Origin of the sequence: Sphingobacterium sp. UBA2480 (assembly GCF_002341965.1) — a bacterium.
Classification (GTDB): Bacteria; Bacteroidota; Bacteroidia; order Sphingobacteriales; family Sphingobacteriaceae; genus Sphingobacterium; species Sphingobacterium multivorum.
The window spans coordinates 249,831-271,692 of the sequence record NZ_DDPA01000001.1; the positions used below are offsets into that span (position 1 = coordinate 249,831).

Genomic DNA, 21,862 nt, shown 5'->3' on the forward strand with positions numbered 1-21,862 from the left:
ACCTTTAAGAGCGGTAGAGTTACTATCTGCCCAACCTACTCTTATTCAAAGTTTCATCCAATCTATACTTTGCCTTATTGACAGGCCATCCGATCTTCTGGGATACGAAAATTTAAGAACACTTTTAGAATTAAAACAAACGATTAGTCGATTGGAAAAGTTCCTATATGAAATGGTGAATATTGCCCGTCCAGATGGATATGCAAAAGTTACAGCTGAATTTTCTCCAAAGTTTATACAACAAACGATGTTTAAACCCAAAAATCGATTATAATGAAAAAAAAAGAATTGAAGACTGAACAAGTTGATCCAGTGGAAAATAAAAAGGTCAACGCCCTAAGACCACATACGGCGGACGCCACAGGACAGCAAATGACCACTGATCAGGGAGTCAAGATCAATGACGACCAAAACTCACTGCGCGCTGGAGATCGGGGCGCTACGCTTTTGGAAGATTTTATTCTTCGAGAGAAGATCACACATTTTGACCACGAGCGCATTCCCGAACGTGTTGTACACGCAAGAGGTTCGGGCGCGCATGGCGTATTCAAACTATACAAGCCTTTAGCTGAATGGACAAAAGCGGGTTTTCTTAATGATATCGAAACTGAAACCCCAGTGTTTGTGCGTTTCTCTACGGTTGCTGGTTCGAGGGGGTCGACGGATCTTGCCCGCGACGTTCGTGGTTTTGCCGTCAAATTTTATACACAAGAAGGTAATTTCGATCTGGTGGGTAATAATATGCCTGTATTCTTTATTCAGGATGCAATGAAGTTCCCCGATCTTGTTCACGCTGTCAAGCCTGAACCCGACAATGAAATTCCACAAGCGGCTTCTGCCCATGATACATTTTGGGACTTCATTTCTTTAATGCCTGAGTCGACACACATGATCATGTGGCTGATGAGTGATCGAGCAATACCGCGCAGCTACCGCATGATGGAGGGATTTGGTGTTCATACTTTTCGGTTGATCAATGCCAATGGCGAATCGCACTTTGTTAAGTTTCATTGGAAACCACTGCTCGGAGTTCATTCAGTCGCATGGGATGAAGCTCAAAATATATCCGGTAAAGACCCCGATTTTCATCGAAGGGATCTCTGGGACGCCATTGAAAGCGGTGCCTTTCCGGAATGGGAACTCGGCATACAGGTCATTCCCGAATCTGATGAATTTAAGTATGACTTCGACCTGCTAGATTCAACGAAGATTGTTCCTGAGGAGCTGGTGCCTGTTCAGCCTATCGGAAAAATGACTCTAAATCGCAATCCCGATAATTTCTTTGCCGAAACGGAACAGGTTGCCTTTCATATTGGCAATATTGTACCTGGAATTGATTTTACAAATGATCCGTTGTTGCAAGGACGATTGTTCTCTTACACAGATACCCAACTTATTCGTTTAGGTGGACCTAATTTTCATGAAATTCCGATTAATAGGCCCATCTGTCCTTCGCACAACAACCAGCGTGATGGATTTATGCGGCAAAGGATTGATCGGGGTAAAACGAGTTACGGACCAAATTCATTGGGGAATAATGATCCTGCGCAGGTAGGCGAGGCAGATGGTGGTTTTAAAAGTTATCAAGAGCGTATTGATGCCAGAAAAGTGCGGGCTAGGAGCGATAGTTTCCGCGACCATTTTAGTCAAGCAAGGCTGTTTTATAATAGTCAGTCTGAGCCGGAAAAAAATCATCTTGTAGATGCGTTCAGTTTTGAGCTGGGTAAAGTGAAGGCCGTTTCGGTAAGGCAACGCATGATTGGTATACTGTCGCTGGTCGATCAGGGGCTGGCAGCTGAAGTTGCGTTTGCCTTGGGGCTGCAGGTGCAAGAAGAAGTTGAAAAGCCGATTAATAAGAGCCTCCCAGCCGATGCTGATCCTTCCGATTATGAACCTATTCAAGTTAAGGAAAAATTAAAAAAATCGGCGGCCTTAAGTATGCAAAATACGATAAAAGATACGATAAAGAGTCGAAAGATTGCCGTGCTTGCTGCTGATGGAGTAGACACGAAATCATTTCAGGCCGTGGTAGATACGATCCGGGCTCAAGGTGGAATTGTCCACGTTATTGCACCTAAGCTCGGGGAGGTTACGGGCACGGACAAAAAGAAGATCCCTGTGGAAGAAAGCTTTCTAACGGGAGCATCGGTGCTGTATGATGCCATATATATACCTGGAGGAAAGGATAGCGTTGCTACGTTACAGTCCAATGCCGATGCTGTTCATTTTCTAAATGAAGCGTTCAAACACTGTAAAGCAATTGCAGCAGATGTCGAGGCAAGTCCAGTTTTGGAAGCGACCTATTTTTTTAGCAAGGTATACCAAGAGTTTTCAGCGGAGACTGTACTTGATGACGGAATCATAGTTGATCAGGATCCGAAGTCCTTAGTGGATAAATTCATTAAAGCAATTGCCCAACACCGGTTTTGGGAGCGGGAAAAATCGCGCAAAGTGCCTGCGTAGTATCTAAATAATAACCAATGTAGAAATATGCCCCAAAAAGTTTTATACTATTTGGGGCATATTTATGGACCATCCTATTTAAATAAATACTAATGCTGTAGCAGTGTGAGGGCGGTATCATTTCCCTGCTGCGCTGCAAGATCTAACACCGACAAGCCACGGGTATCGAGTAGCCTAGTATTTGCACCATTGTCAAGTAAAAGCTTGAGTACTTCATTTCTACCAAACATGGCTGCAAACATCAGCGCGGTGCCACCGTTCCCATGTTGCAGGTTTAAATTTGCACCATAACCGATTAATAATTTGGCAATATCATGATAACCTTTAAAAGCAACACCCATCAGGGCTGTGTTTCCACCGTTATCCTGTGCATTTACATCGGCACCAGCTTCCAATAGTAATTGGGCTGCAGCCTGCTTATTGTTATAACAGGCAATGATCAATGGGGTATAGCCTTTGTCGTCTCGTGTATTTACATCGGTATTCTGATTGATCAATTCACGTAAGACTTCGAGATTGCCCAGTCGGGCAGCATGAATCATGATTTCTGAGTTTTGTGTCATAGTGGTTCAGTTTATATCGTAAAAAGCGTTAAATGGGATCGGCAAAAATGCTTCCTGGCGTTCCTTTTTAATTTGAACAAAACTGGGAACCGAAACGTTTGCGCTCATTCGATGTTTTGAAAAGCTTAATTAAAATGTGAAGGTATTATTCTTACGTCAGCTACTGATGAAGAACATAAACTTAGCGACAATATCACACTATTCTTTTTGCTATGGATTGAATAGCGAGTCTGTAAATCTTTAAAATAAACAAAGCCGAACGTAAACTACGTTCGGCTTTGTTTCATCTTTTGAGTTCAGTTTAAGCAGCACCACGAATGACACGTAATAAAACGACAATAATGGCAATGACCAATAACACGTGGATGATATTTCCCGTAGCGTAACCTCCAAAAAAACTTATCGCCCAAATGATGACCAATATAACGGCGATGATGTACAATAGATTTCCCATAATATGATTTTTTTATTTAGAACAGCTTTCGAAGAGTGATAGTTTGCTTTTATATCGTATTTCGATCAATAGGATGTTCAGTTTTCTCAACAACTGTATACAATGTTCATCTGAGTATAAATTGCTAAAACGCAGAATAAACGTATTTCTAACATTTCAGCAGTAAATAAATACCTTATTATCTTTTTTTATTAGTTGCTTATTTTTTGATCATTATTTAAAATAAATGTCAAAAAGCTATTAAACTTTGCTTAATTAGCTTTATAAAATAGGAAAACGTATTTCTACCCTCAACGCTGCTATTTATTTTTTGGCGCAAATGGAACTTCAAATCTAGCATCCTTCTTGTTACCTCTGTTCATGTAAAACCATTTTAAACAATCAGTTGAAAAAAGAAAGAGGATAAGTTATGAACAACTACAATTTAAATGTACTCATCAACGAAAAAAGAAGTTTACTTAATCATTTTGCTGCTAAATTTACAGCTGATCCGGATGAAAAGGAAGATTTGATCCAAGAAACCTGGATAAGGGCATTGAAGTCCATAGACAACTTTGTGCAGCATCCGAAGTTAATGAGCTGGCTATATGTGATTATGAAGCATACGTATATTAATAAGTATAGAAAAGCCAAGCGGGTGACGGAAATTCAGGATAATTATATTGCCTTAGAAAGTACCAATACGTCTGAACTTAACAAAGGGATCAATAAATTTATGGCCGAAGACATCGAAAAAGCGATGACCAGTCTTACGCCCGAAAATTATGAAATTTTCCGTTTATTTTTAGATGGTTATAAATACCATGAAATCGCTTCCTATTTTAATATGCCAGAAGGCACTATAAAGACCAGAATTCACATGGTACGTAAAAAGCTGCAAAAACAGCTCAAAGTTTACCGCTTAAATTAACTGTTTCGACAACTATAAATAAAAGCTAGGCTTCAATTGTCTAGCTTTTATTCCTCGAAAGAGGACATTTTCCTTTGCAATAAACGCTGTGGTAAAGTCAATCAGAATATCAAAATCAACTTCTTCAATAGCAGTTTTATCGTATCTACAGGAGTGTTGGAGATCGACACAACCTGTCACTCCGCGATAAAAATATTTTTCATGTAGATGCTTTTTTACCTAGCATAACTGTCAAGGGGATGTATTGTTTTTTGAAAATAAGTTCTCGGAAACTGTTTCACTTCAATTTTATTCAAACAAGAAGCTTCCTGCAATTGTTGTTACATATAACTGTATTTATTTCTTAACGTATTTCTTTATGATAATGTTCGAAAAACAACTTTTGCAAACCCTTATTCGGGTTCAGGATAAATTATGTGTCACCATTTCTGTCAATACCCATCGCACACATCCTGATAATCTCAGTGACCGCATAAAAATCAAAAATTTTAAAAGAGAAGCGATTGATAGGTTGTTGGATAAACATGATCAGAAAGATGTTGTTGGTCTGATTGAAAAATTGGAAAAAATAGATCAAGAGCTCGATATCAATTATAATCTTGAAAGTCTACATATTTTCGTTTCTGATACCATCAGTGAAGTTTTCAAGTCCTCTTGGGAGACAAACCAAGAAGGAGTCCATATCAGCAATACATTTGCAGTACGTCCTTTGGTTAAGGAGATTGGCCGTCAAACCAGTTATCTTGTGATGCTCCTTTCGCAAAGCGGTGTCCACCTTTTTCGAGCCACCAATGGTCGTATTGTTGAGGATATCAGTAGCGAAGAGTTCCCGATTCCCGAAAATCAATTCCATAATACTTTTCCGGATAAGAGCAGTGATGCCAAACATCTTGATGATCTTCTCAGGGAATATCTTAATCGGGTTGATAAAGCGCTTTTACGATTTATTGGTGAAGAGAGGATTGTCACGCTCGTTTTCTGTACAGAAGATAACTATAGCAAGCTCTTACAGGTTGCAGATCGCCCCTCGGTCTATTACGGATACCTGCCTATTGATTATAACAACATTGAAACACATCAGTTGGAGAGCCGTGCTTGGAATTTTATGAAACAGGAGCTTGTACGAAAAAATGAGGACTACTTTAAAGAATTGGAAGCAGCTGTGGGCAAGGGCTTAGTGATCACTGATCTTCAAGAAATCTATCGCGCCTGCCAGGATGGCCGCGGGGATATCTTAGTGGTTCAAGAAAGCTTCCATCAGGCCGTAAAGATTCTTTCGGATCGGGATATAGCTATAGTAGACAGCCCTATAGGATTGGACACGATCGACGACATCAGTAGTTTATTGGCCTTGTTGATCGACGAAAGGGGAGGACAGACCGTATATGTTCCTCAGATACCGAATGAGGAATTACAACCTATTGCCCTGAAGACTCGGTACTAGTCCAATTAAGTTAATTATGCTTAGTGAATAACCATTTTTGGAGCTCGTCCGTTAGTAGAAACGGAATGACAATATTATTATGCTGTAAATTTTTAAAAGTTGTGAAATTGAGTTTACGATTTCCGTGCAGCTTTTTGTACAAAACTTCGCTTCCAATATAAGGGTTCTCTATATCTTTTTCACCATGGATAAGCCAAATGTTTTTATGAACAAGTGCGTTGATATTAGATAGATCTGGTACAGCGGCGATAGAAATCATTGCTGCGAATTTTTCTGGGGCCAGGCTCATGAGGTTTTGTGCTGTTGACGCTCCCATAGAATAACCGACGAGATAAATTCGATTTTTATCGATATTTTTAAACTCGTCTTCAATATTTTCTATCAATTCTAAAATTTGCCGTGCATCTCTTGAAGGTCTTGCCTCAAGTATATCATTCTTATTCAATTCGTAGATTGATGAACGCTTTTCAAACTGTGGGGCAACAACGAAACAGTTGAACCTTGTATAAATATCTTCTCTAATCCAGGTTCTTGCCAAATGCTCTAATTGGTTTTCATTGTCACTACCCATTCTAGATGAATTATGAAATGTAATGACAACGGGATATTTTCTTTTTGAATTGAAATTTTTTGGTAAGAGAAGCCGGTAAGGTATTGTAACGAACTCATTGGTGAATATCCTTTTCTCATATTGATCCGTGCTTAACTGGCTTAATATTGTTCTAGTTTCAACAAATGTTGCACTATCTATTCGTCTATTATCGTATTTGTGTCTTTGTGCAAAACAAAAATTACATGTAATTAAATTTAATAGAATACCAAATTGTAGAAAAAAACTTGATCGTTTTTGTAGCATAAGACCTTATTGGTTAGTGATTCGTGTATACTTATATATTAATTCCAATATAATTTAGATTGCGTAATCCAATGGTATTGATTACGGCATTAATATCGTGTTCTGTGCGTTGCAGCTTTTTGTCCACAATAGCCGCAAAAATTGGTTTCTATCGCACAATTGCAATTAAGACATTTATTATTCATTGCTTGGTTAATTGTTTTTTTGCAAATATAATTTTATTATCGAGATATATCGCCTTACTTCGCTCTTTAATTTCATCGTACTGAATCGCTATTTCAACGAAAATTAGACACAAGCAATTATCTCCGCTCGGAAGCTATTAAACTAGTTTTTTATATTTGAAGCGTAAATCAGTAATGACACTTACACTAAATGGTAGCGACGACGGGTTGAATCGCTCAAAAAGAATGTGAATTTAGAATAGCTTTTATGGAAAATGAATTTTAGATGCATCATTTAGATAAGTTATTGAATGTACATTCTTTATGCTGAAAAAAAATATACCTATTTTATAAAGTAATCGATCCATTTGATTATGTTGAAGCCTCTTGATTTACCAAAAATCAGAGGCTTTGTTTTTCGCCTCGCGTCAAAAACAATCTTGAAAATAACAAGGCCATTTCTGTAGAACTGGCCTTGTTATTTATATTTTTCAATCTAAATGGGTTTTAATCATTTCCATGATCCTCTGACGCATAGGAAAATTTAACTGATTTTTGCGGATAAGCTTCCATACTCTTGCGGCTTGTATTTTTGATAATGGTTTTGATACTAACGCGATCGCCCAATTTATAGTAAGTTTCTACGGTCTGATAATCCAGTAGGTAGGGACCACAAAAGTAATTCCCGTTGTCATCTTTTTCGATGATTCCCTGATAAAGCCCTGTTCTTGTCTCTTTTGGCATGTTAATTTAATTTGAAGAACAAAGGTAGCAAGAGTATTTGGAGAAAATGATATTAAAGATAAAATTAGGGACATTTTATTAAAATTCTGGAAACACCTCCCAAGGGCCATTCTAAATAGCGGATAGAAGACTGAGTGGATTTGATTGTTGGAACTACCAGAATCCGGGATCGAATAATTGCATAAAATCCAGCACCATTTAAAGAAAACAATGGTGCAAGAAGAGGTCAATAGCTCAGGTCTCGCTCCATTGCTTTTTTATTGGATAATAAACGGTCTTTTATTTGCTTTTTACACCTTTTTGAGCCCACACAGAGTTGTTGCACATCGCAGGAAGATGATGGCAAAAGCAGAATGTCAAACCATAGGACAAGTGCTTAAGTATGCCCGTGAGCATAATCTAATTTAAAAAACTAGCGATAGGGATGTTATTCCTTAATAGTGCTCACCAAGATAATGGCGGTTTTAGTTGTAGACTTTAGCTGACTTTGAAAATTGGCGTACATAATCAAATTAGGTTTAAACAAGTCTGAAACTAACCTCGCGGCGAAATAATCGTTATTAATTAATTGTTTAAATATTCTGGTGATCCGTTGTGCAAAGATAGAAATCCTTGGGTATTTACTAAATAGTTGATCTATTTCTTCCCGAAACTGGAATGAAAAATGCACAAAGGATCCTTAGCGATTGCTATGGATAAAAGCGCACCAATATTGTGCGCTTATTGGAAAAGATGATACGAGGAACGTAGGATCTTGTAATTAAAACCGGTAGCCTATGGATAATGCGGTGCGAATACCCGCAAACGGTCCGCTAGTGCTTAGTGTTACGCCATCCGCATTTACTTCTTTTTTGATTTTCATGAGATTACTATCAAATTCATCCAGTTGTCTCCTTACTTCGCGTTGTTCGTCTGCATTTAATGGAGTTTTCCCTTCGAACTTTCCATTGTTGAAGCCATAACCGGGACCGACAATGCGCCAGTCTAAATAGATGTTTTGTCCAAGTTTCCATTGGTTACCGACAGCTACCCCACCGGTAAAAGCATCTAAGCTGCCCGATAGAGGTACTTCATGGTGATAATTTGATTCATCGACGGTTATCTTTGTGTGTACACTATAATTGGCGTATTTGACAAAGGGCGCGATATAGAATCCTTTTGACACTTCTTTATTCCCGAGGTAGAAACGTACTTCGGGGATAATGGAAAAAGCGCCTAATTTAGCTTCGCCCAAAATATTATTATCATCATCAAAAACAGATTCCCATAGGGATTTAAAGGGTAAGTTGGTTTTTGGACGATAACTTATCGTTCCATTGATCGATAGGTGCTCATTGAGCGATCTTTCATACTCCAATGCAATATTCCCGACAGATAGGGGCCAAAGATTTAGTTTGATAAGATTTGATTTTTCTTGTGCTTTTAATCCAGAGATAGTACATATCCCAAGAGTAAGCATCGTAAGGTAGCGCAATTTCATAGTAGTTTTTCCAAAATATAGGTAGCAAAGATATTGGAATATATTTTAGTTCGGAAAGAACAGGTGCGTTCTTCAATTTGTTTTTTAAGCATTATATCTCCTAATGATTTAGAATTGATTTTTTAAAGAACGAAAGCCGGCTGGATTTTGTTCTTTAAATTCTTATTTTTAGAAGTCGTTCAAATTTTTTTGCTTTCGAAGGCATATCTTCAGATGCTATGGAAAGTTAAGTTTTCAAGATAAAGGGAAACAGGCAATGGCACAAAATTTAGAACTAGAATATGTGTTTTGAACAATACACTGAGGGAGGACAGCTCCCTCAGTATGATGAACAAATTAAAGTTTGTTGCCTTCTAAAGTGCTTATACTTTTAGCAGGTATTGTTAAGGAATAGACACCTGAGCTGTTTGGTGTTACAGCTCCGACGTTACCCCAATGGCCAGAACTGCTTGCCGTGGTTTGGTAATTGTTCAGCGCGCCGCTTGCAAAACCTGTGAGGTTGATATCCAATGGAACAGCTGCAGTACCCGTGTTGGTGACAACTAAGGCAAACTTACCTGATTGAGGATCTTTGTAAGCCGAAATCAATAAGCCATTTCCATTTTGAACCGCTACATTGATACGCATATAACCTGCTTTGATAAACCTGGAATAATGTCCCATCACATCATACGTTTTTGGAAACTCCAAAGAACCATTACTCTTTGTGCAAATAAGCGCCTCATTATTTTGAAATGCCAGCATCCCTAGCCAAAACACATAGGCATTGGCGTTACAATCCGCCAGTAGTTTGTGCATATTAACGGCCAGTTTCAAGCCGCCTTCAATGCCACTGTCATAATTGCCGCCATCATCGGACGCTTCTGTTACCCACATTGGTTTACCACCAATACTAAAATTCCACATGGACGGACTCTGGTTAAACCCACGTTGACCAGTGATGATGCCACTTATTTCAACGTAGCCGTGCCCCGCAAGGATGTCGACATTGCTTCTGTCCATGCCTGAGAGGAAATTATCGGCAGTTCCCCAGGCCGCATTTTCGGAAGATATAATCTTGGTGGATTGTAGACCAGCGCTGTTTAATTCTGGACGGAGATTGTTGGTAATAAATTGTCCCAAATGCGAAGCGTCCCAATAAGAAGCATCCCAGTCTGAAAAGACATTTTCAGGCTCATTTGAAGGAGAGATAGCATTGATTGTAATTCCTTCATTTTGAAATGATTTTACAAATCCAGTCAGGTAGCGCGCGAAAGCTGTTGAAGAAGTATTAAAATTAAGTCCATTAAACCATTTCGCGGAAATACTGCTCGTATTGGTCTTCATGTATAAGGGCGGAGTCCAGGTACTTGCCATAACGAAGGGAACTTGGAATCTTTCTTTTGCTTTCTTGATGATCCAGACCTGTCCAAGCTGTTCTTTTTCATCTGCTGTCAAATTCTGATAAGTCGCACTATTGGGGTCTACGTCAATCGAAACTCCTGCCGGTTTAATGGTAACGACCTTGGTCTGTTGATTAAAAGGATAGGTATGAAGTACTTTTCCACGAAGGATATTCAGTTTCAATCCACTGCCTCCCCATAAATAATCCAGAATACTATCTCTTTTTGCGGATTCAAAGAATGGAACAATCCGGCCTCCGAATGCACCAAATCCATCAATCTTTTGATAGGTTTGATCCCAATTTAATGTTGCAATTGTAGCTCCTGCCTGTGCGGATACAGCAGCTTTTTTGTTCAGTTGTGCTTCTGAACTCTCAGGAGTTAATGAAGTTTTTTGGCAACTAAAAATAGAAAATGTGGAAACTACGGCCAAAACAGCATAAAGTCTGTTCCAGCGACTGGTTAATTTTAACATAACTTAGTTTTTAAGATTTGTGAATGAATCATTAATTTAATTGTGCTTGGTTTTTCAAGCGGTTCTCATTGTCGTTGTTTTGTTTGCCTCCTTTCTTTAGTTAAAAAAATAAACATTCACCGATTTCCACATTGGTTAGTTTCCGAAAATTAATAATATTTTGGGAGAATTTATTATTACTTCTCTTATTTTAATTTTATTTTTTATTGAATTAAAAATAAATACATATTTTTTTAATGATAACTTAATTTTAATCCTTCTTTTCTGCTGAAGATGAAGGCTGAACCTGTCGCCGATCATACAGTAATAACTGATGTCTAATGTCATTTTCAAGTTCACTGACCTTGCGTTGATCAATGGTGTCGTTGACCATAATAACGATACCATAATCATCTGTGGGATACAGCACACATAAGGTATTGTAGCCTATTTTAGTATTTCCATCGTGATAGAAATAGCGAACCCCACGTTCGTCACGATTGATCATCCAACCGAGCCCCATACCAAATCCATCGTCTTTTCCATAAGTCAGTTGATGTGTTAGACCAAGGGCTCTATCGTTTAGTTTGAGGTTGGCTTCGATGTAGATCAACATATCATTGATCGTTGAATTCATTGTGGGACCAAAGTAAAACCCGCTCAAATTCGCAAATGGAACAGGCTGACCTTTATTATCGTGGCCCTGTACAACGTCGTTTATTTGTGACTCATCTAAATAGGGCGTTGTATAATGCATACCGAGGTGTCCCTTCAGATATGCGCTGATAAGATGTTCATAGGAATCTTTATAGCTACTTTCCAATAGCGCAATAAGTACCATCACAGCCGTGCTATTGTAACTGAACTTTGTACCTGGGACGGTGTCGGGCTTGACTTTCCTCAGATCATCCAATAGGTTGTCACGACTGTACTTTCCAAGATAGTCTACCTGTTCCGGAATAGTGAGCCCTCTTAAACTATCGACAACTTTGGTAGGTAGCGATCTGAAAGTCTTTGGAAGGGCAGAAGTATGATTTGCTAGATGCTTAACGCGGATTCCATGGCCGCGGTATTGTAAATTGGAATAACCTCCTGGCAAGTATTTACGGATATCATCATCGAGGTTGATTTTCTTATCAAGGACCGCTTGCGCAAGTAGAGCGCCGACAAAGGTTTTCGCCACCGATCCAATGTTGTAATAGTTATCGGCGTTTGGTAACTTTTCTCTACTGTAGGTGTAGGTTGTTTTGTGCCCTTTAATATAAATCCCAATAGACACACTAAATGTATTGTTGTTGGAAAGATAATCAACAACGGAACAGTTTACAATTGTATCGAGTTGGTTTTTAAGTTTATGGTCAGTATTGATGGGTGAAAGATACTGTCCGTTTGATGAAAGGCTATTAATTAGCAACAGGGTGCTCAATAGGATAAATAAGGGTTTGGATAGTATATTCATAAACAAGTTTATTGTTCTTGATGCTGGAATCTATCGTCGGTATTCGGAAAAGCCATTGGGTTTACAACCTGCCCAAGGCGGGGGATTAGCTAATTTTATTAAAGTGTTAGTGAAAGGTACGAATTGTTATGTAAATATCACAAGGTTAAGTTTTTAAAAGGGCAATACTTCATTTGAACGTATCGCCCCTTTACATGGAATATAAACTACTAATAATTTGCTGTAAACAGGCGTATTACGGCAGTGTTGTTAGATTTATTGAAGGTGCTGTGCCAGTACCTGCTTGTGTAAATTTCGTTCCGGGATTTACGACAGTATTGAAAAAACCGCCATTTTTCAGGAAGAAGCTATTCCCGGTTATTCCGCCAATGGCGTCTATCCGCTGGTTATTGGAATAGGTTGCATCAACCGTAAAGGTACTTTCCACGACTTTCAGCCAAGTTCCAGCAGATGTTCGAACCCATTGATTACTATATTCTGCCGAACGTCCCAGAAAGCCGTTGTCGGCATTGAAATTTTCGAGGAAGCTATGAAATCCTGTTAAATAAGTATTTGTTTTGGGACGTTTCCAACTTGCAATGAGTATCCAAGTATTGGTCGAAGGATCATTAAACCATGCTGTAAAATCAGTACTTCCATTATTATCAGGTTCTCCCTTCAATAAAAATTTATAGGTAGTAGCGGCAGTCCAATTAAACTTGAGGTAGCTTTGTCCGCCAGAACCTTCGCCACCGAACTCTCCTGTCGTGGTATTTGCACCTTTTCTATTTAATGTAATGCGGTCCTCTGCAGGTATTTGTGATGGGTTATCGGTGCTATATGGACTCCAAACAGAAAATAATATTCTGCGCTCTGTCGCTGAATTGACCTGCATTCCGAAATATCCTTGGCCGAAGCCATTTGCCATAAAGTAAGATCCTATTTTATCTTCTCCAGCGGGGACTTTCACCTCGCTATAATAATAGGAAACTTGCTGATTTGTTGGAATGGTATAACTCAAATGGCAGGATGGACCCCGTCGCGACCAATAGTAGGTATTATCTACATTATTGTCACTATAAATTACTGTGCCATTCGTTGCCGAACTATCTAAAATCAAGTGGGATACATCCGCAAAGTAACCACCTGACTTGGATACACCTTGAAGATCCATTTTTATATAACCCGCCGCATTTAGCGAATAGGTACCAACAGTGTAATCCTGTAGGGTTCCACCCTTAAGTTTGATTTGTTTGCTTACACCGTTGATCGTTAACTTCACCGTACTGCTATCGCCTGAAGGTAACACTTTAGCCCTTATTTTAACACGTAAAGCGCCTGCTTGGGGGACCTTGGCATAGGTACTGATCACGCTATTGGCATTGGTCCAGTTTGCCAGGCCATTGCTATTGATGACTTCAACTGCACCGGAAGGTGCTGAAGTAACAAAGGCATTACCACCTAAGGGAACTTCGTATCCGCTTGCTCCAGGGGATGCAGCACGGAGCGATAATTTCTCTTCTAAATTGGTTTGCACCTCGCTTTTTTTGCAAGACAGAAAGCTTGCCAATACTGCACAAAGCAGTAGTGTAAATTTGGGATATCTCATAAGTTAAATTTAATTGTTGACTCTAATTTTATAAATACAATTAAATTAAACGAAAATTATTCAATGCAATCGTTTGTGTGAATTGCTTTTGTAACAAAAGGGATACGTTAGATAGTCGCCATTGTTTATTTAATGAACTATCATTAGGTAAATGCTGCAATGCGCAATAGCTTAAATAGTCTCCAGTGGTTTGCTGCACACAGCCGTTTTATCTGACGATTTGCTAAGCCATCTCGATTATTCGGCCAGTTTATCGGCATGTCGATGCATAAGCTTCCAATTGCCTTGCTCTTTTCTGAAGATTTCGGTGATTCTGAGATTGAAAATCACTGCTGTATCTCGCCCTTTTACGTTGACTGTCGAACGTTGTATACCCGTCCAGTAAGCTAGCGAATCACATGCATCTTGATGGATCACTTCAAATTTGTTTTCTGCACCCGGAAGGAAATTGGAAGCTCCTTTTTGATTAAAATCATTGACCTCGGATACCCCAGAGATGTATATTCCATTGGGCGGAAAAATTGTTGCCGGCTCATTCGAGACAGAAATGTCTTTAAGAGAGTCAAAATGGCCCTCCACAAAATCTGTTGAGGATTTCAATCGGATAGCCATAAATTTTTCGAATTCCAAGAGTGCGTTATTGTCTGTTTTCATATTTCTTATCTGTGTTTGTTGAAAAATAAACCAATGTGTGAATGTAATTGCGAAGATTGTCCATGGTTAAATCTTTTCATCGTCGTAGTGACGCATCATGTAATAAAAATAGTCTATCATCTTCAGGTAGTTTTCAATGCTGATGTATTCATTGGTACTATGCATACTCTGCTGTTCGGCGTGATTAATTTTAATGGGCATAAAACGATAGATATGATCACTGAGATGCTGATATTTGATGGCGTCGGTTCCGCCCACCGTCAGGTAGGGCGTAATAATAAGATCGGGGTATAGTCTGCGGATAGCAATTTCCATCATTTTGTAGGCTTTAGCGTCTGTTGGTGAAACTTTGGATGCTTCTCGGGCATTGTCGACCTGTTCGATCTCAACATCAAACCCGCTTGTAGCCTGCTCGACATGATCCCGAACTTCCTGTAGGGTGTTTTCGGGTAGCAGTCTAAAATTGACAACAAATTCAACTTCAGGGGAAAGGACATTGGGGGCATCGCTGCCTTTCATCATTGTCAGTGCCGTAGTTGTTCGCACGAGAGCATTAGTCGAATGGTTTTTCGTTAGTTGAGCCAGAAGTAAAGGTTCAAGAAGCCAGCGGTTAGCGATCGCAAATCGGGAGGCAAAAGGCATGCTGCCACCAACCTGTTGAAAGAAGTTTTGGATAATGGGGTTGATCTGTGCTTTCATCTGGTGATTTTCTAAGCGCTGCATGATGACTGCCGCTTGACCAATTGCACTCGTTGTTGGGGGCATCGAAGAGTGCCCACCAAGACCTTTAACCTTTATTTTCAGGGATAAAAATCCCTTCTCCGCGCAACCGATCAATGCTACATCCGAGCTGATCCCCTCGACCGAGCCCTTTTCCAGAATGAGTCCACCCTCGTCATAAACGGCTTCGAATTTAAGGCCCTTTTCTTTGAAGTAGTCTGCTATTTTGGCTGCGCCACGTACGCCCCCAACTTCTTCATCAAAACCAAAAGCGAGGTAGATATCCCGCTTGGGCTGTACCTGTTCTCGAACCAGCTGTTCTGTCGCTTCAAGTAAGGAGAAAAGCATGCCTTTCATGTCTAAGCTTCCACGTCCATAAATGCGGCCGTTGGCTACTGCTCCCGAAAAAGGTGCATAGTCCCACTCTTCGGCGATTTCGCTTACAGGTGGTATCGCCTGGTCGCTAGGCTGAAATAGTGATGAATCGTTGTTTTTTATGGCAGCTGAACCAGGAGGGACGACATCCATATGGGAAAGAAAGAGTAGCGGAAGCAAGCTCTTGTCGCTTCCCTTGAGTCGAAAGACCAGCGCATGACCATTGATTGTATAGGTTTCCAGCGAGCGATAGATCAGTGGAAAGTTGTACCTGATGTAATTATTCAGTTCTTCAAAAGGAGCATGATTAAATAATGTCGAGTCACCGATAGAGATGGTGGCTATTTTGATACCGCCAGCAATTCGGGCAACAATACTGTCATTGACCGCTGGCGGCATTGGAGCCACCTCCGATTTTTTGACTCGCGTAAACGGATAAGTCAGCGTTCTAATGAAAAGCCCAATGAGAAATAGAATAAGTGAGACAAAAAAGATTAAGAGAATTTTCTTCATAACAGACTTCATATTAATATAAACCACCTACCACATATATCTTGGAAAAAGTCATCCAGCGCATATTCTATTGTTTCTAGTAGAACACGAAAGCCCTTCGTTTGTTTCTTATGTCCCATTAAATGTGCAATAGCTCAAATTCCTGTTGGACCATTTCTCGCCCATTGACAATAATGGAGATTTTATGCTTCCCTGCATAGAATTTCCGGGTGGTAATCAATTTAAAAGATTGCTTTCGCTCGATACGGTTTATCTCAGCTCCCTGATAAATTCGTTCACTAATTTTAAAAACCTTTCGAGATAGCTGGCCATTTGATTTTTGATAATATAACCCATACTCCAGACGTAGTGATTTAGCGGTGCTGCTTCCATTCTCGATTTCAAAAGAAAAAATAAGATGTTCACCTACTTTAACAGCCGGTGTATGAATACTGAGATTGGTAACATCGAAATCGCTACTATCCAGTCCATAAAAGCTTAGAATTGCTGGATGCCCTTGTTTGAGTAAGGTACGGCAGCCATGTTTGATGATAGCATCTGTATTTTTACTGATACCTTTCCATTGCTGGGCAATACCCAAGACAAGATGGGGATGATCCTTAGCGATATCGTTGAGATTGTTGGCTACACTTCTTCTGACGCTCTCGGATGAATCATTATGGAGGTTTTGTAGGATGGACAGGATAGGAGTAGGGTCATTTTTCAACGATGGAATTGCCATCGCCCAAGGGAGTCGGGGTCGAGATCCTTCGCTTGCAAGGCGTCGTACCTGAGCATGTGGACTTTTGGACCACCTTTCCATTTCCGCGATCATTCGAGATCCATAGTTGATAATAAATGGACGAACGGCAAATTCGCAGCTGATAAATCTCGTGACGATTTCAAATGACTGTACAGCTGTTTCAAAATCTTCGATGCCGTAAGTTTCGATATAGTCTGGAAAAATAACATATTCAAGTCCTCCCGGATGCTTCGTTTTTAGGAGATGTTCCACAACTTGTCTTAGTAAGGCCGCTGCTTCAGGAAAGGAGTTCGGCATAAATTCATGCAAGACCGCTGTGCTATGTTTTGTGCGCTGTTTCCATTCCATTTCATGAAAACTGCCTGCAAAAACACGTTTGATAAACTGTTCTCTGTTAAAATTGTTATCAACGCGGTGGAACTGATCAGCAATAAACTGATAGAATTCCCGTGTATATATATCTTTAATGAGGGCCATGAGCTGAATAGCTGTTAAATGTCAATTAATGAAGACAAGATACTATATTCGATGTTAGTATCTTGTCAGATGAGCAGACTAGTTAGTAGCGTCTAAACCAAATTTCTTGATGGCCTCAGGGCTCAGTGGCGTGAAAAAGTTAAGCAGGTTACCATCGGGGTCACAAAAAAGCAATGAGCGATTGCCCCAAGGCATTGTTGTCGGCTCCTGAACGATTTTTGAAGCACTATTTTTGATCCGAATATATTCATGATCTACATTTTCCACTAAAAATTCAATAATAATGGGGGCCGTGTTGCCAAAGACAGTGGGGCTGTCGCTAAACATTTGCATCGTACGCGTACTTCCAATAGCTATGGTAATCGAACTGGTGGAAACTTCAGCGAAATCTGGTGTAAACCATTGCGCGGTGAGGCCCAGGATTTCTTCATAGAATGTGACGGATTGCTGGATGTCATTTGCAATCAGCCGAATGGATGTTAATTTCATGATGATCTAAATTTATTGATAACAAAATTAAACGGGCTATTGACACCAGTTTGTCAATAGTCCGTTCGAAATTGTTCATAAATTTAATGATCATCGCTAGGTCAGTACGTCGTCAATAATTCCAAATTCTTTTGCTTCTGCAGCAACCATCCAGTGATCCCGGTCGCTAACATCATGTACACGTTGATAGCTTTGTCCACTATGTTTGGCAATAATATCGTACAGCTCCTTCTTTATTTTCAACACTTGATTGGCTGTAATTTCAATGTCAGATGCCTGCCCTTGAACACCGCCCAGCGGTTGATGCAACATCACCCGTGCATGCTGCAGGGCGCTACGCTTGCCGGCGGCGCCGCCACAGAGTAATATCGCGCCAAAAGAGAGTGCCATACCGGTGCAGATTGTTGCAACATCAGGACTGATCAATTGCATCGTATCATAAATACCTAATCCAGCATAAACTTCGCCGCCAGGAGAGTTGATATACAGTTGTATATCTTTTTTGGGATCAACAGATTGAAGAAATAGCAGCTGGGCTTGTACGATATTGGCGATGTTGGATTCTACGGCAGCACCCATAAAGATAATACGGTCAATCATCAATCTGGAAAATACGTCCATTTGTGATACGCGCAATTCGCGTTCTTCGGTGATATATGGAGTCATGGCCAGCGGCATGCGGGATTGCTCGATACCGGAAATGTAATGATCCACCAGATCTTTTTGGACATAGCAGTGCCCTACCGCAAATTTGCGGAACTCATTTTTGTCAATCGTCATGATGTTAAGAATTTAGGATTTGCGAAATAACTTTAGTATTTTTTTTCTAAAAGAGACATGTTCAGGATATGTAAATAATGCTTGCGTTATGGCTTCAATTTCAGTTTTTAATTGTTTGCGCCCAAATTGCTGAATAGCTTCATAAGCTTTTTGTTGCGCAATAACCTTGTCTGCCAATTCTTCGTCCAATACCAATTGCGCTTCAAAAAGCAACGCTTCTTCTGGTTCAGCCATTCCAAAGATATATGCTTCTATCTGCTGGGTTTCATTCCATGAAGTCATCATAAACCAGGGATTTTTCTTTAACGGATTCTCTAACTTTCTCCAGGCATTTGAATTTCTGTACAGTGGCGCTCCTTACGCCCGAATAGCCATATTCATCTGCAATTTCTTGCAGGGACATTTGATCATAATAGAAGCTTTTCAAAAGTTCTAAACATTTGCGCCCGGCAATCTCCAAAAAGCGAAACAGCCTTGCGCTAGATGGAGACTCTTCGGTTGTCAAAGCAATATCCACTTGATCTAGGGAGAGGTTTGGGCTGGATTGACCATACCGTTTAAGCCATAGATTTTTGGCTGTTCCGACCAAATAACCAATAGCGTTGTTTAGTGGTGTTTCTTTTACATGTATCTTTTCATAATACACCAGTAAAGCGTCCTGAAATACATCTTTGGCTTCATCTAAATTACCGCCCATGCGACTGATATACTTAGCCACGATAGGAAATGTACTTTTATACAAGTTCATAAAGAGCACCTGCCGGTCTATTGTTCGATTTGAATTGATCAATTGTTGCATAGCAATATCATTTATAGACATGTACCAATTTAGCGAAAAGTATCACCTTTTATTTGAAAATTAATTAAACAAAAATGCTTCCCCAAAAAAAGGAAGCATTCATTCGCTTATCTGAGTTGACTATTCCAGTGTATGTTTCTACTGCGCAAGGTTATTTTTTTAAATCCAGTTCCATCTGGATATTACAGCGTTGATAAGTACTTGGAAAGCCATTGATTTTTTGAAAACCTAACTTGTGATAGAGATTGATCGCAGGTTTTAAAATGGTGTTGCTCTCGAGAAACAGTTTTGAAGCCCCTAGAGTCTTTGCTTCTTCAATAATTGCTTTTCCCAAAAGATAGCCTATATTTTTGCCCTGCACTGTTGGAAAAACCACCATTTTTGCCAATTCATAGTCAAAATCGGGATGATTCATTTTGATAAGTGAACATACACCTACGGGCTTGTCATTATAAAGAGCAACCATAATTTTGCCGCCTTTTGCCAAAATATACTCCTCAGGGTTGTCAAGTGCTTTATGGTCCGCCTCTTCCAATTCAAAATAGGTGGAAATCCATTCCTCATTCAAGGACTTAAATGCTAAGCGGTAGGCTGGATTGTACGGCACAATGTTGATATCCTTACTTTCACGCATTTTCTTTTGCTCTTGCACCCGTTTCAGCAAGGATTTTTGTTCAAGGAGAAATTCCCATTCCGCTAAAGCTTCCCATAGATTGTGCGTAGCTTCCTGGATAATCCCATCAATGGCACGATCGATATCGATACATTGAATTTTCATTCTTTCCCATAGCATTTTTCCTTTATTACTCAATCCAACCATATTTCTCCGTTTATCCATAGAGCGAAGGTTATCTTCAAGTAGGCCCGCTTCGATCATTTCTTTAACGATTTTAGTGACCGATGGCTGGGAGTGGCCAATCTCTGTTGCTATATCAGTAATTGTCTTGGAATCACCTTCAGATAAAATAAAGAATACGGGAAACCATTTGGGTGCAAATTCAATCTGATAAAGCTCGTGTATCCGGGCGGCTTCTTCTGTGATGTTGGAAGCCATGTAGCGCAATCTGCTACCTAAGGCTATTTTTCCTGTTTTTTCAAATAGTTCCATCGTATTATAAGTAATTATATAACTAGTTATGTAAATGTAGGAAAATAATTTGAATGTTTTAAAATTGAATTTTAAAATTCGACTGGAGAAAAATATATCGTTGCTTTTTTCGTTATATTTCAATAAATTCAACACATAAAAAACCAGAACCCCTTAAATAGACCGAAGGACATGAACGAGTTAGAAACTTATTTCCGAAATAATAATGCGAAGCTAATCAATAAATGGATGCATTATTTCGATATATACGACAGACATTTTAGTCGTTTCAAAGGCAAAGAGATCGTGGTGTTGGAAGTTGGGGTTTTTCAGGGTGGAAGTCTGCAGATGTGGAAGAACTATTTTGGCGATCGTGCTAAAATATATGGTATTGACATCAATCCGCACTGTAAGGAACTCGAAGAAGAAAATGTCGAGATCTTTATTGGTTCGCAGTCCGACCGAAAGTTTCTGCGTCAGGTAAAAGAGTCTATTCCGCCGATCGATATATTGATTGATGATGGTGGCCATACGATGAAACAACAGATTGTGACATTTGAGGAGCTTTTTGATCATGTGAAAGACAATGGCGTATACCTTTGTGAAGATTTACATACATCTTATCAGGTATTTTATGGTGGTGGCCATAAAAGGAACGGTACTTTTATAGAGTATAGTAAAAATTTTATTGATTACATCAATGCTTACCATTCTGAGCAACGCGGATTGAAGGTCAACGGATTTACGCGTTCGGTAGGCTCTCTACACTACTATGATAGCATCCTGGTGGTGGAGAAACTTCGAAGGGATGAAGCGCCGATCCATATGAAAACAGGGGCGGCGACAGTGAAAGATTTCAATGCGGCTCCCACAGGATTCGATGGATTAAAATGGAAGATTAAAAAACCTGCTTTAACCGTGATCAACAAGTTGCTCCGCTTTTTCCGTATTGGCGGGTTTATGTGGCGCTAACAGACGGGACTAGAAACAAAAAAGGCAGATCATTTGATCTGCCTTTTGGGTAAGTAATCGGGCTCGAACCGACGACCCCTAGAACCACAATCTAGTGCTCTAACCAACTGAGCTATACCTACCGTGATTTTGATGTCACAAAAGTAGTATTATAGCTCATATGTTCCAAATGTTTTTTAAACTTTTTAACTAAACAATTGTCTATCAAAAGGTATAATTTTCAAGTATGCCCATTTAGTGACACTGAAGAATAATATTGAGGTAATATTTTCAGGTTAAATGTCTAAAAAAGC

At 39.6% G+C, this 21,862-nt stretch carries 20 protein-coding genes and 1 tRNA gene; 4 read left to right on the forward strand and 17 right to left on the reverse strand.

What is annotated here, in order from left to right:
• Positions 1-273: 273 nt before the first annotated feature.
• Positions 274-2,463: a catalase gene (locus B3600_RS01140; RefSeq protein WP_286751804.1), complete on the forward strand. Its 2,190-nt coding sequence runs from the start codon at positions 274-276 to the stop codon at positions 2,461-2,463.
• 89 nt (positions 2,464-2,552) lie between these two features.
• On the opposite strand, the gene B3600_RS01145 is transcribed toward B3600_RS01140, so the two are convergent.
• Positions 2,553-3,026, reverse strand: a complete 474-nt coding sequence (locus tag B3600_RS01145) for an ankyrin repeat domain-containing protein (protein WP_286751805.1) — start codon at positions 3,024-3,026, stop codon at positions 2,553-2,555.
• A gap of 301 nt (positions 3,027-3,327) precedes the next feature.
• Complete coding sequence (locus B3600_RS01150) at positions 3,328-3,480, reverse strand: lmo0937 family membrane protein (protein ID WP_115048587.1); 153 nt, start codon at positions 3,478-3,480, stop codon at positions 3,328-3,330.
• A 409-nt stretch (positions 3,481-3,889) separates the two neighbouring features.
• On the opposite strand from B3600_RS01150, the gene B3600_RS01155 reads away from it, so the two are divergent.
• A complete protein-coding gene (locus B3600_RS01155) occupies positions 3,890-4,390 on the forward strand; it encodes an RNA polymerase sigma factor (RefSeq protein WP_046676293.1) in 501 nt (166 codons plus the stop codon).
• A 358-nt stretch (positions 4,391-4,748) separates the two neighbouring features.
• A complete protein-coding gene (locus B3600_RS01160; protein ID WP_286751806.1) occupies positions 4,749-5,834 on the forward strand; it encodes a hypothetical protein in 1,086 nt (361 codons plus the stop codon).
• Between the two features lie 10 nt (positions 5,835-5,844).
• Here B3600_RS01160 and B3600_RS01165 read toward each other — a convergent pair whose 3' ends face one another.
• The 14 genes from B3600_RS01165 to B3600_RS01230 all read right to left on the reverse strand — a co-directional run bounded on the left by B3600_RS01165 (position 5,845) and on the right by B3600_RS01230 (position 20,618).
• A complete protein-coding gene (locus B3600_RS01165) occupies positions 5,845-6,690 on the reverse strand; it encodes an alpha/beta hydrolase-fold protein (protein WP_312743462.1) in 846 nt (281 codons plus the stop codon).
• Positions 6,691-7,361: 671 nt separating this feature from the next.
• Complete coding sequence (locus B3600_RS01170) at positions 7,362-7,598, reverse strand: hypothetical protein (protein ID WP_070564469.1); 237 nt, start codon at positions 7,596-7,598, stop codon at positions 7,362-7,364.
• Between the two features lie 760 nt (positions 7,599-8,358).
• Complete coding sequence (locus B3600_RS01175; protein ID WP_286751808.1) at positions 8,359-9,078, reverse strand: DUF3575 domain-containing protein; 720 nt, start codon at positions 9,076-9,078, stop codon at positions 8,359-8,361.
• 336 nt (positions 9,079-9,414) lie between these two features.
• On the reverse strand, positions 9,415-10,935 hold the full coding sequence (locus tag B3600_RS01180) for a glycoside hydrolase (RefSeq protein WP_286751809.1): 1,521 nt from the start codon (positions 10,933-10,935) through the stop codon (positions 9,415-9,417).
• Between the two features lie 250 nt (positions 10,936-11,185).
• Positions 11,186-12,373: a serine hydrolase domain-containing protein gene (locus tag B3600_RS01185; RefSeq protein WP_286751810.1), complete on the reverse strand. Its 1,188-nt coding sequence runs from the start codon at positions 12,371-12,373 to the stop codon at positions 11,186-11,188.
• 235 nt (positions 12,374-12,608) lie between these two features.
• Positions 12,609-13,961: a DUF3472 domain-containing protein gene (locus B3600_RS01190; protein ID WP_286751811.1), complete on the reverse strand. Its 1,353-nt coding sequence runs from the start codon at positions 13,959-13,961 to the stop codon at positions 12,609-12,611.
• 237 nt (positions 13,962-14,198) lie between these two features.
• Positions 14,199-14,615 carry a nuclear transport factor 2 family protein gene (locus B3600_RS01195; RefSeq protein ID WP_046676299.1) on the reverse strand — a complete coding sequence of 139 codons (417 nt, stop codon included), beginning with the start codon at positions 14,613-14,615 and terminating at the stop codon, positions 14,199-14,201.
• Positions 14,616-14,681: 66 nt separating this feature from the next.
• A complete protein-coding gene (locus B3600_RS01200; protein WP_286751812.1) occupies positions 14,682-16,223 on the reverse strand; it encodes a M20/M25/M40 family metallo-hydrolase in 1,542 nt (513 codons plus the stop codon).
• 118 nt (positions 16,224-16,341) lie between these two features.
• Positions 16,342-17,442 (reverse strand): DNA alkylation repair protein, encoded by a 1,101-nt coding sequence (locus tag B3600_RS01205; protein ID WP_204991154.1) that lies wholly within the window; start codon positions 17,440-17,442, stop codon positions 16,342-16,344.
• Positions 17,443-17,520: 78 nt separating this feature from the next.
• Positions 17,521-17,931: a VOC family protein gene (locus B3600_RS01210; protein ID WP_070564449.1), complete on the reverse strand. Its 411-nt coding sequence runs from the start codon at positions 17,929-17,931 to the stop codon at positions 17,521-17,523.
• A 96-nt stretch (positions 17,932-18,027) separates the two neighbouring features.
• Positions 18,028-18,711: an ATP-dependent Clp protease proteolytic subunit gene (locus tag B3600_RS01215; RefSeq protein WP_201639237.1), complete on the reverse strand. Its 684-nt coding sequence runs from the start codon at positions 18,709-18,711 to the stop codon at positions 18,028-18,030.
• A 12-nt stretch (positions 18,712-18,723) separates the two neighbouring features.
• Positions 18,724-18,996, reverse strand: coding sequence for a hypothetical protein (locus B3600_RS01220; protein ID WP_139144943.1), 273 nt, complete (start codon positions 18,994-18,996; stop codon positions 18,724-18,726).
• Positions 18,977-19,510 carry an RNA polymerase sigma factor gene (locus B3600_RS01225; protein WP_286751813.1) on the reverse strand — a complete coding sequence of 178 codons (534 nt, stop codon included), beginning with the start codon at positions 19,508-19,510 and terminating at the stop codon, positions 18,977-18,979. The genes B3600_RS01220 and B3600_RS01225 overlap by 20 nt, the downstream gene beginning before the upstream one ends.
• A gap of 151 nt (positions 19,511-19,661) precedes the next feature.
• On the reverse strand, positions 19,662-20,618 hold the full coding sequence (locus tag B3600_RS01230) for a bifunctional helix-turn-helix transcriptional regulator/GNAT family N-acetyltransferase (protein WP_286751814.1): 957 nt from the start codon (positions 20,616-20,618) through the stop codon (positions 19,662-19,664).
• A 171-nt stretch (positions 20,619-20,789) separates the two neighbouring features.
• On the opposite strand from B3600_RS01230, the gene B3600_RS01235 reads away from it, so the two are divergent.
• Positions 20,790-21,569 (forward strand): class I SAM-dependent methyltransferase, encoded by a 780-nt coding sequence (locus B3600_RS01235; RefSeq protein WP_083295870.1) that lies wholly within the window; start codon positions 20,790-20,792, stop codon positions 21,567-21,569.
• Positions 21,570-21,617: 48 nt separating this feature from the next.
• Here B3600_RS01235 and B3600_RS01240 read toward each other — a convergent pair.
• Positions 21,618-21,691 (reverse strand) — tRNA-His (locus B3600_RS01240).
• Positions 21,692-21,862: the final 171 nt, after the last annotated feature.

Excerpts from the sequence above, each read along its gene's own strand:
- B3600_RS01140 (WP_286751804.1), top strand. The coding sequence starts at position 274 with ATGAAAAAAAAAGAATTGAAGACTGAACAAGTTGATCCAGTGGAAAAT.
- B3600_RS01185 (WP_286751810.1), bottom strand. The coding sequence starts at position 12,373 with ATGAATATACTATCCAAACCCTTATTTATCCTATTGAGCACCCTGTTG.
- B3600_RS01150 (WP_115048587.1), bottom strand. The coding sequence starts at position 3,480 with ATGGGAAATCTATTGTACATCATCGCCGTTATATTGGTCATCATTTGG.
- B3600_RS01235 (WP_083295870.1), top strand. The coding sequence starts at position 20,790 with ATGAACGAGTTAGAAACTTATTTCCGAAATAATAATGCGAAGCTAATC.
- B3600_RS01175 (WP_286751808.1), bottom strand. The coding sequence starts at position 9,078 with ATGAAATTGCGCTACCTTACGATGCTTACTCTTGGGATATGTACTATC.
- B3600_RS01155 (WP_046676293.1), top strand. The coding sequence starts at position 3,890 with ATGAACAACTACAATTTAAATGTACTCATCAACGAAAAAAGAAGTTTA.
- B3600_RS01195 (WP_046676299.1), bottom strand. The coding sequence starts at position 14,615 with ATGAAAACAGACAATAACGCACTCTTGGAATTCGAAAAATTTATGGCT.
- B3600_RS01220 (WP_139144943.1), bottom strand. The coding sequence starts at position 18,996 with ATGATGACTTCATGGAATGAAACCCAGCAGATAGAAGCATATATCTTT.
- B3600_RS01190 (WP_286751811.1), bottom strand. The coding sequence starts at position 13,961 with ATGAGATATCCCAAATTTACACTACTGCTTTGTGCAGTATTGGCAAGC.
- B3600_RS01210 (WP_070564449.1), bottom strand. The coding sequence starts at position 17,931 with ATGAAATTAACATCCATTCGGCTGATTGCAAATGACATCCAGCAATCC.
- B3600_RS01200 (WP_286751812.1), bottom strand. The coding sequence starts at position 16,223 with ATGAAGAAAATTCTCTTAATCTTTTTTGTCTCACTTATTCTATTTCTC.
- B3600_RS01180 (WP_286751809.1), bottom strand. The coding sequence starts at position 10,935 with ATGTTAAAATTAACCAGTCGCTGGAACAGACTTTATGCTGTTTTGGCC.
- B3600_RS01225 (WP_286751813.1), bottom strand. The coding sequence starts at position 19,510 with ATGCAACAATTGATCAATTCAAATCGAACAATAGACCGGCAGGTGCTC.
- B3600_RS01160 (WP_286751806.1), top strand. The coding sequence starts at position 4,749 with ATGATAATGTTCGAAAAACAACTTTTGCAAACCCTTATTCGGGTTCAG.
- B3600_RS01165 (WP_312743462.1), bottom strand. The coding sequence starts at position 6,690 with ATGCTACAAAAACGATCAAGTTTTTTTCTACAATTTGGTATTCTATTA.
- B3600_RS01230 (WP_286751814.1), bottom strand. The coding sequence starts at position 20,618 with ATGGAACTATTTGAAAAAACAGGAAAAATAGCCTTAGGTAGCAGATTG.
- B3600_RS01205 (WP_204991154.1), bottom strand. The coding sequence starts at position 17,442 with ATGGCCCTCATTAAAGATATATATACACGGGAATTCTATCAGTTTATT.
- B3600_RS01145 (WP_286751805.1), bottom strand. The coding sequence starts at position 3,026 with ATGACACAAAACTCAGAAATCATGATTCATGCTGCCCGACTGGGCAAT.
- B3600_RS01170 (WP_070564469.1), bottom strand. The coding sequence starts at position 7,598 with ATGCCAAAAGAGACAAGAACAGGGCTTTATCAGGGAATCATCGAAAAA.
- B3600_RS01215 (WP_201639237.1), bottom strand. The coding sequence starts at position 18,711 with ATGACGATTGACAAAAATGAGTTCCGCAAATTTGCGGTAGGGCACTGC.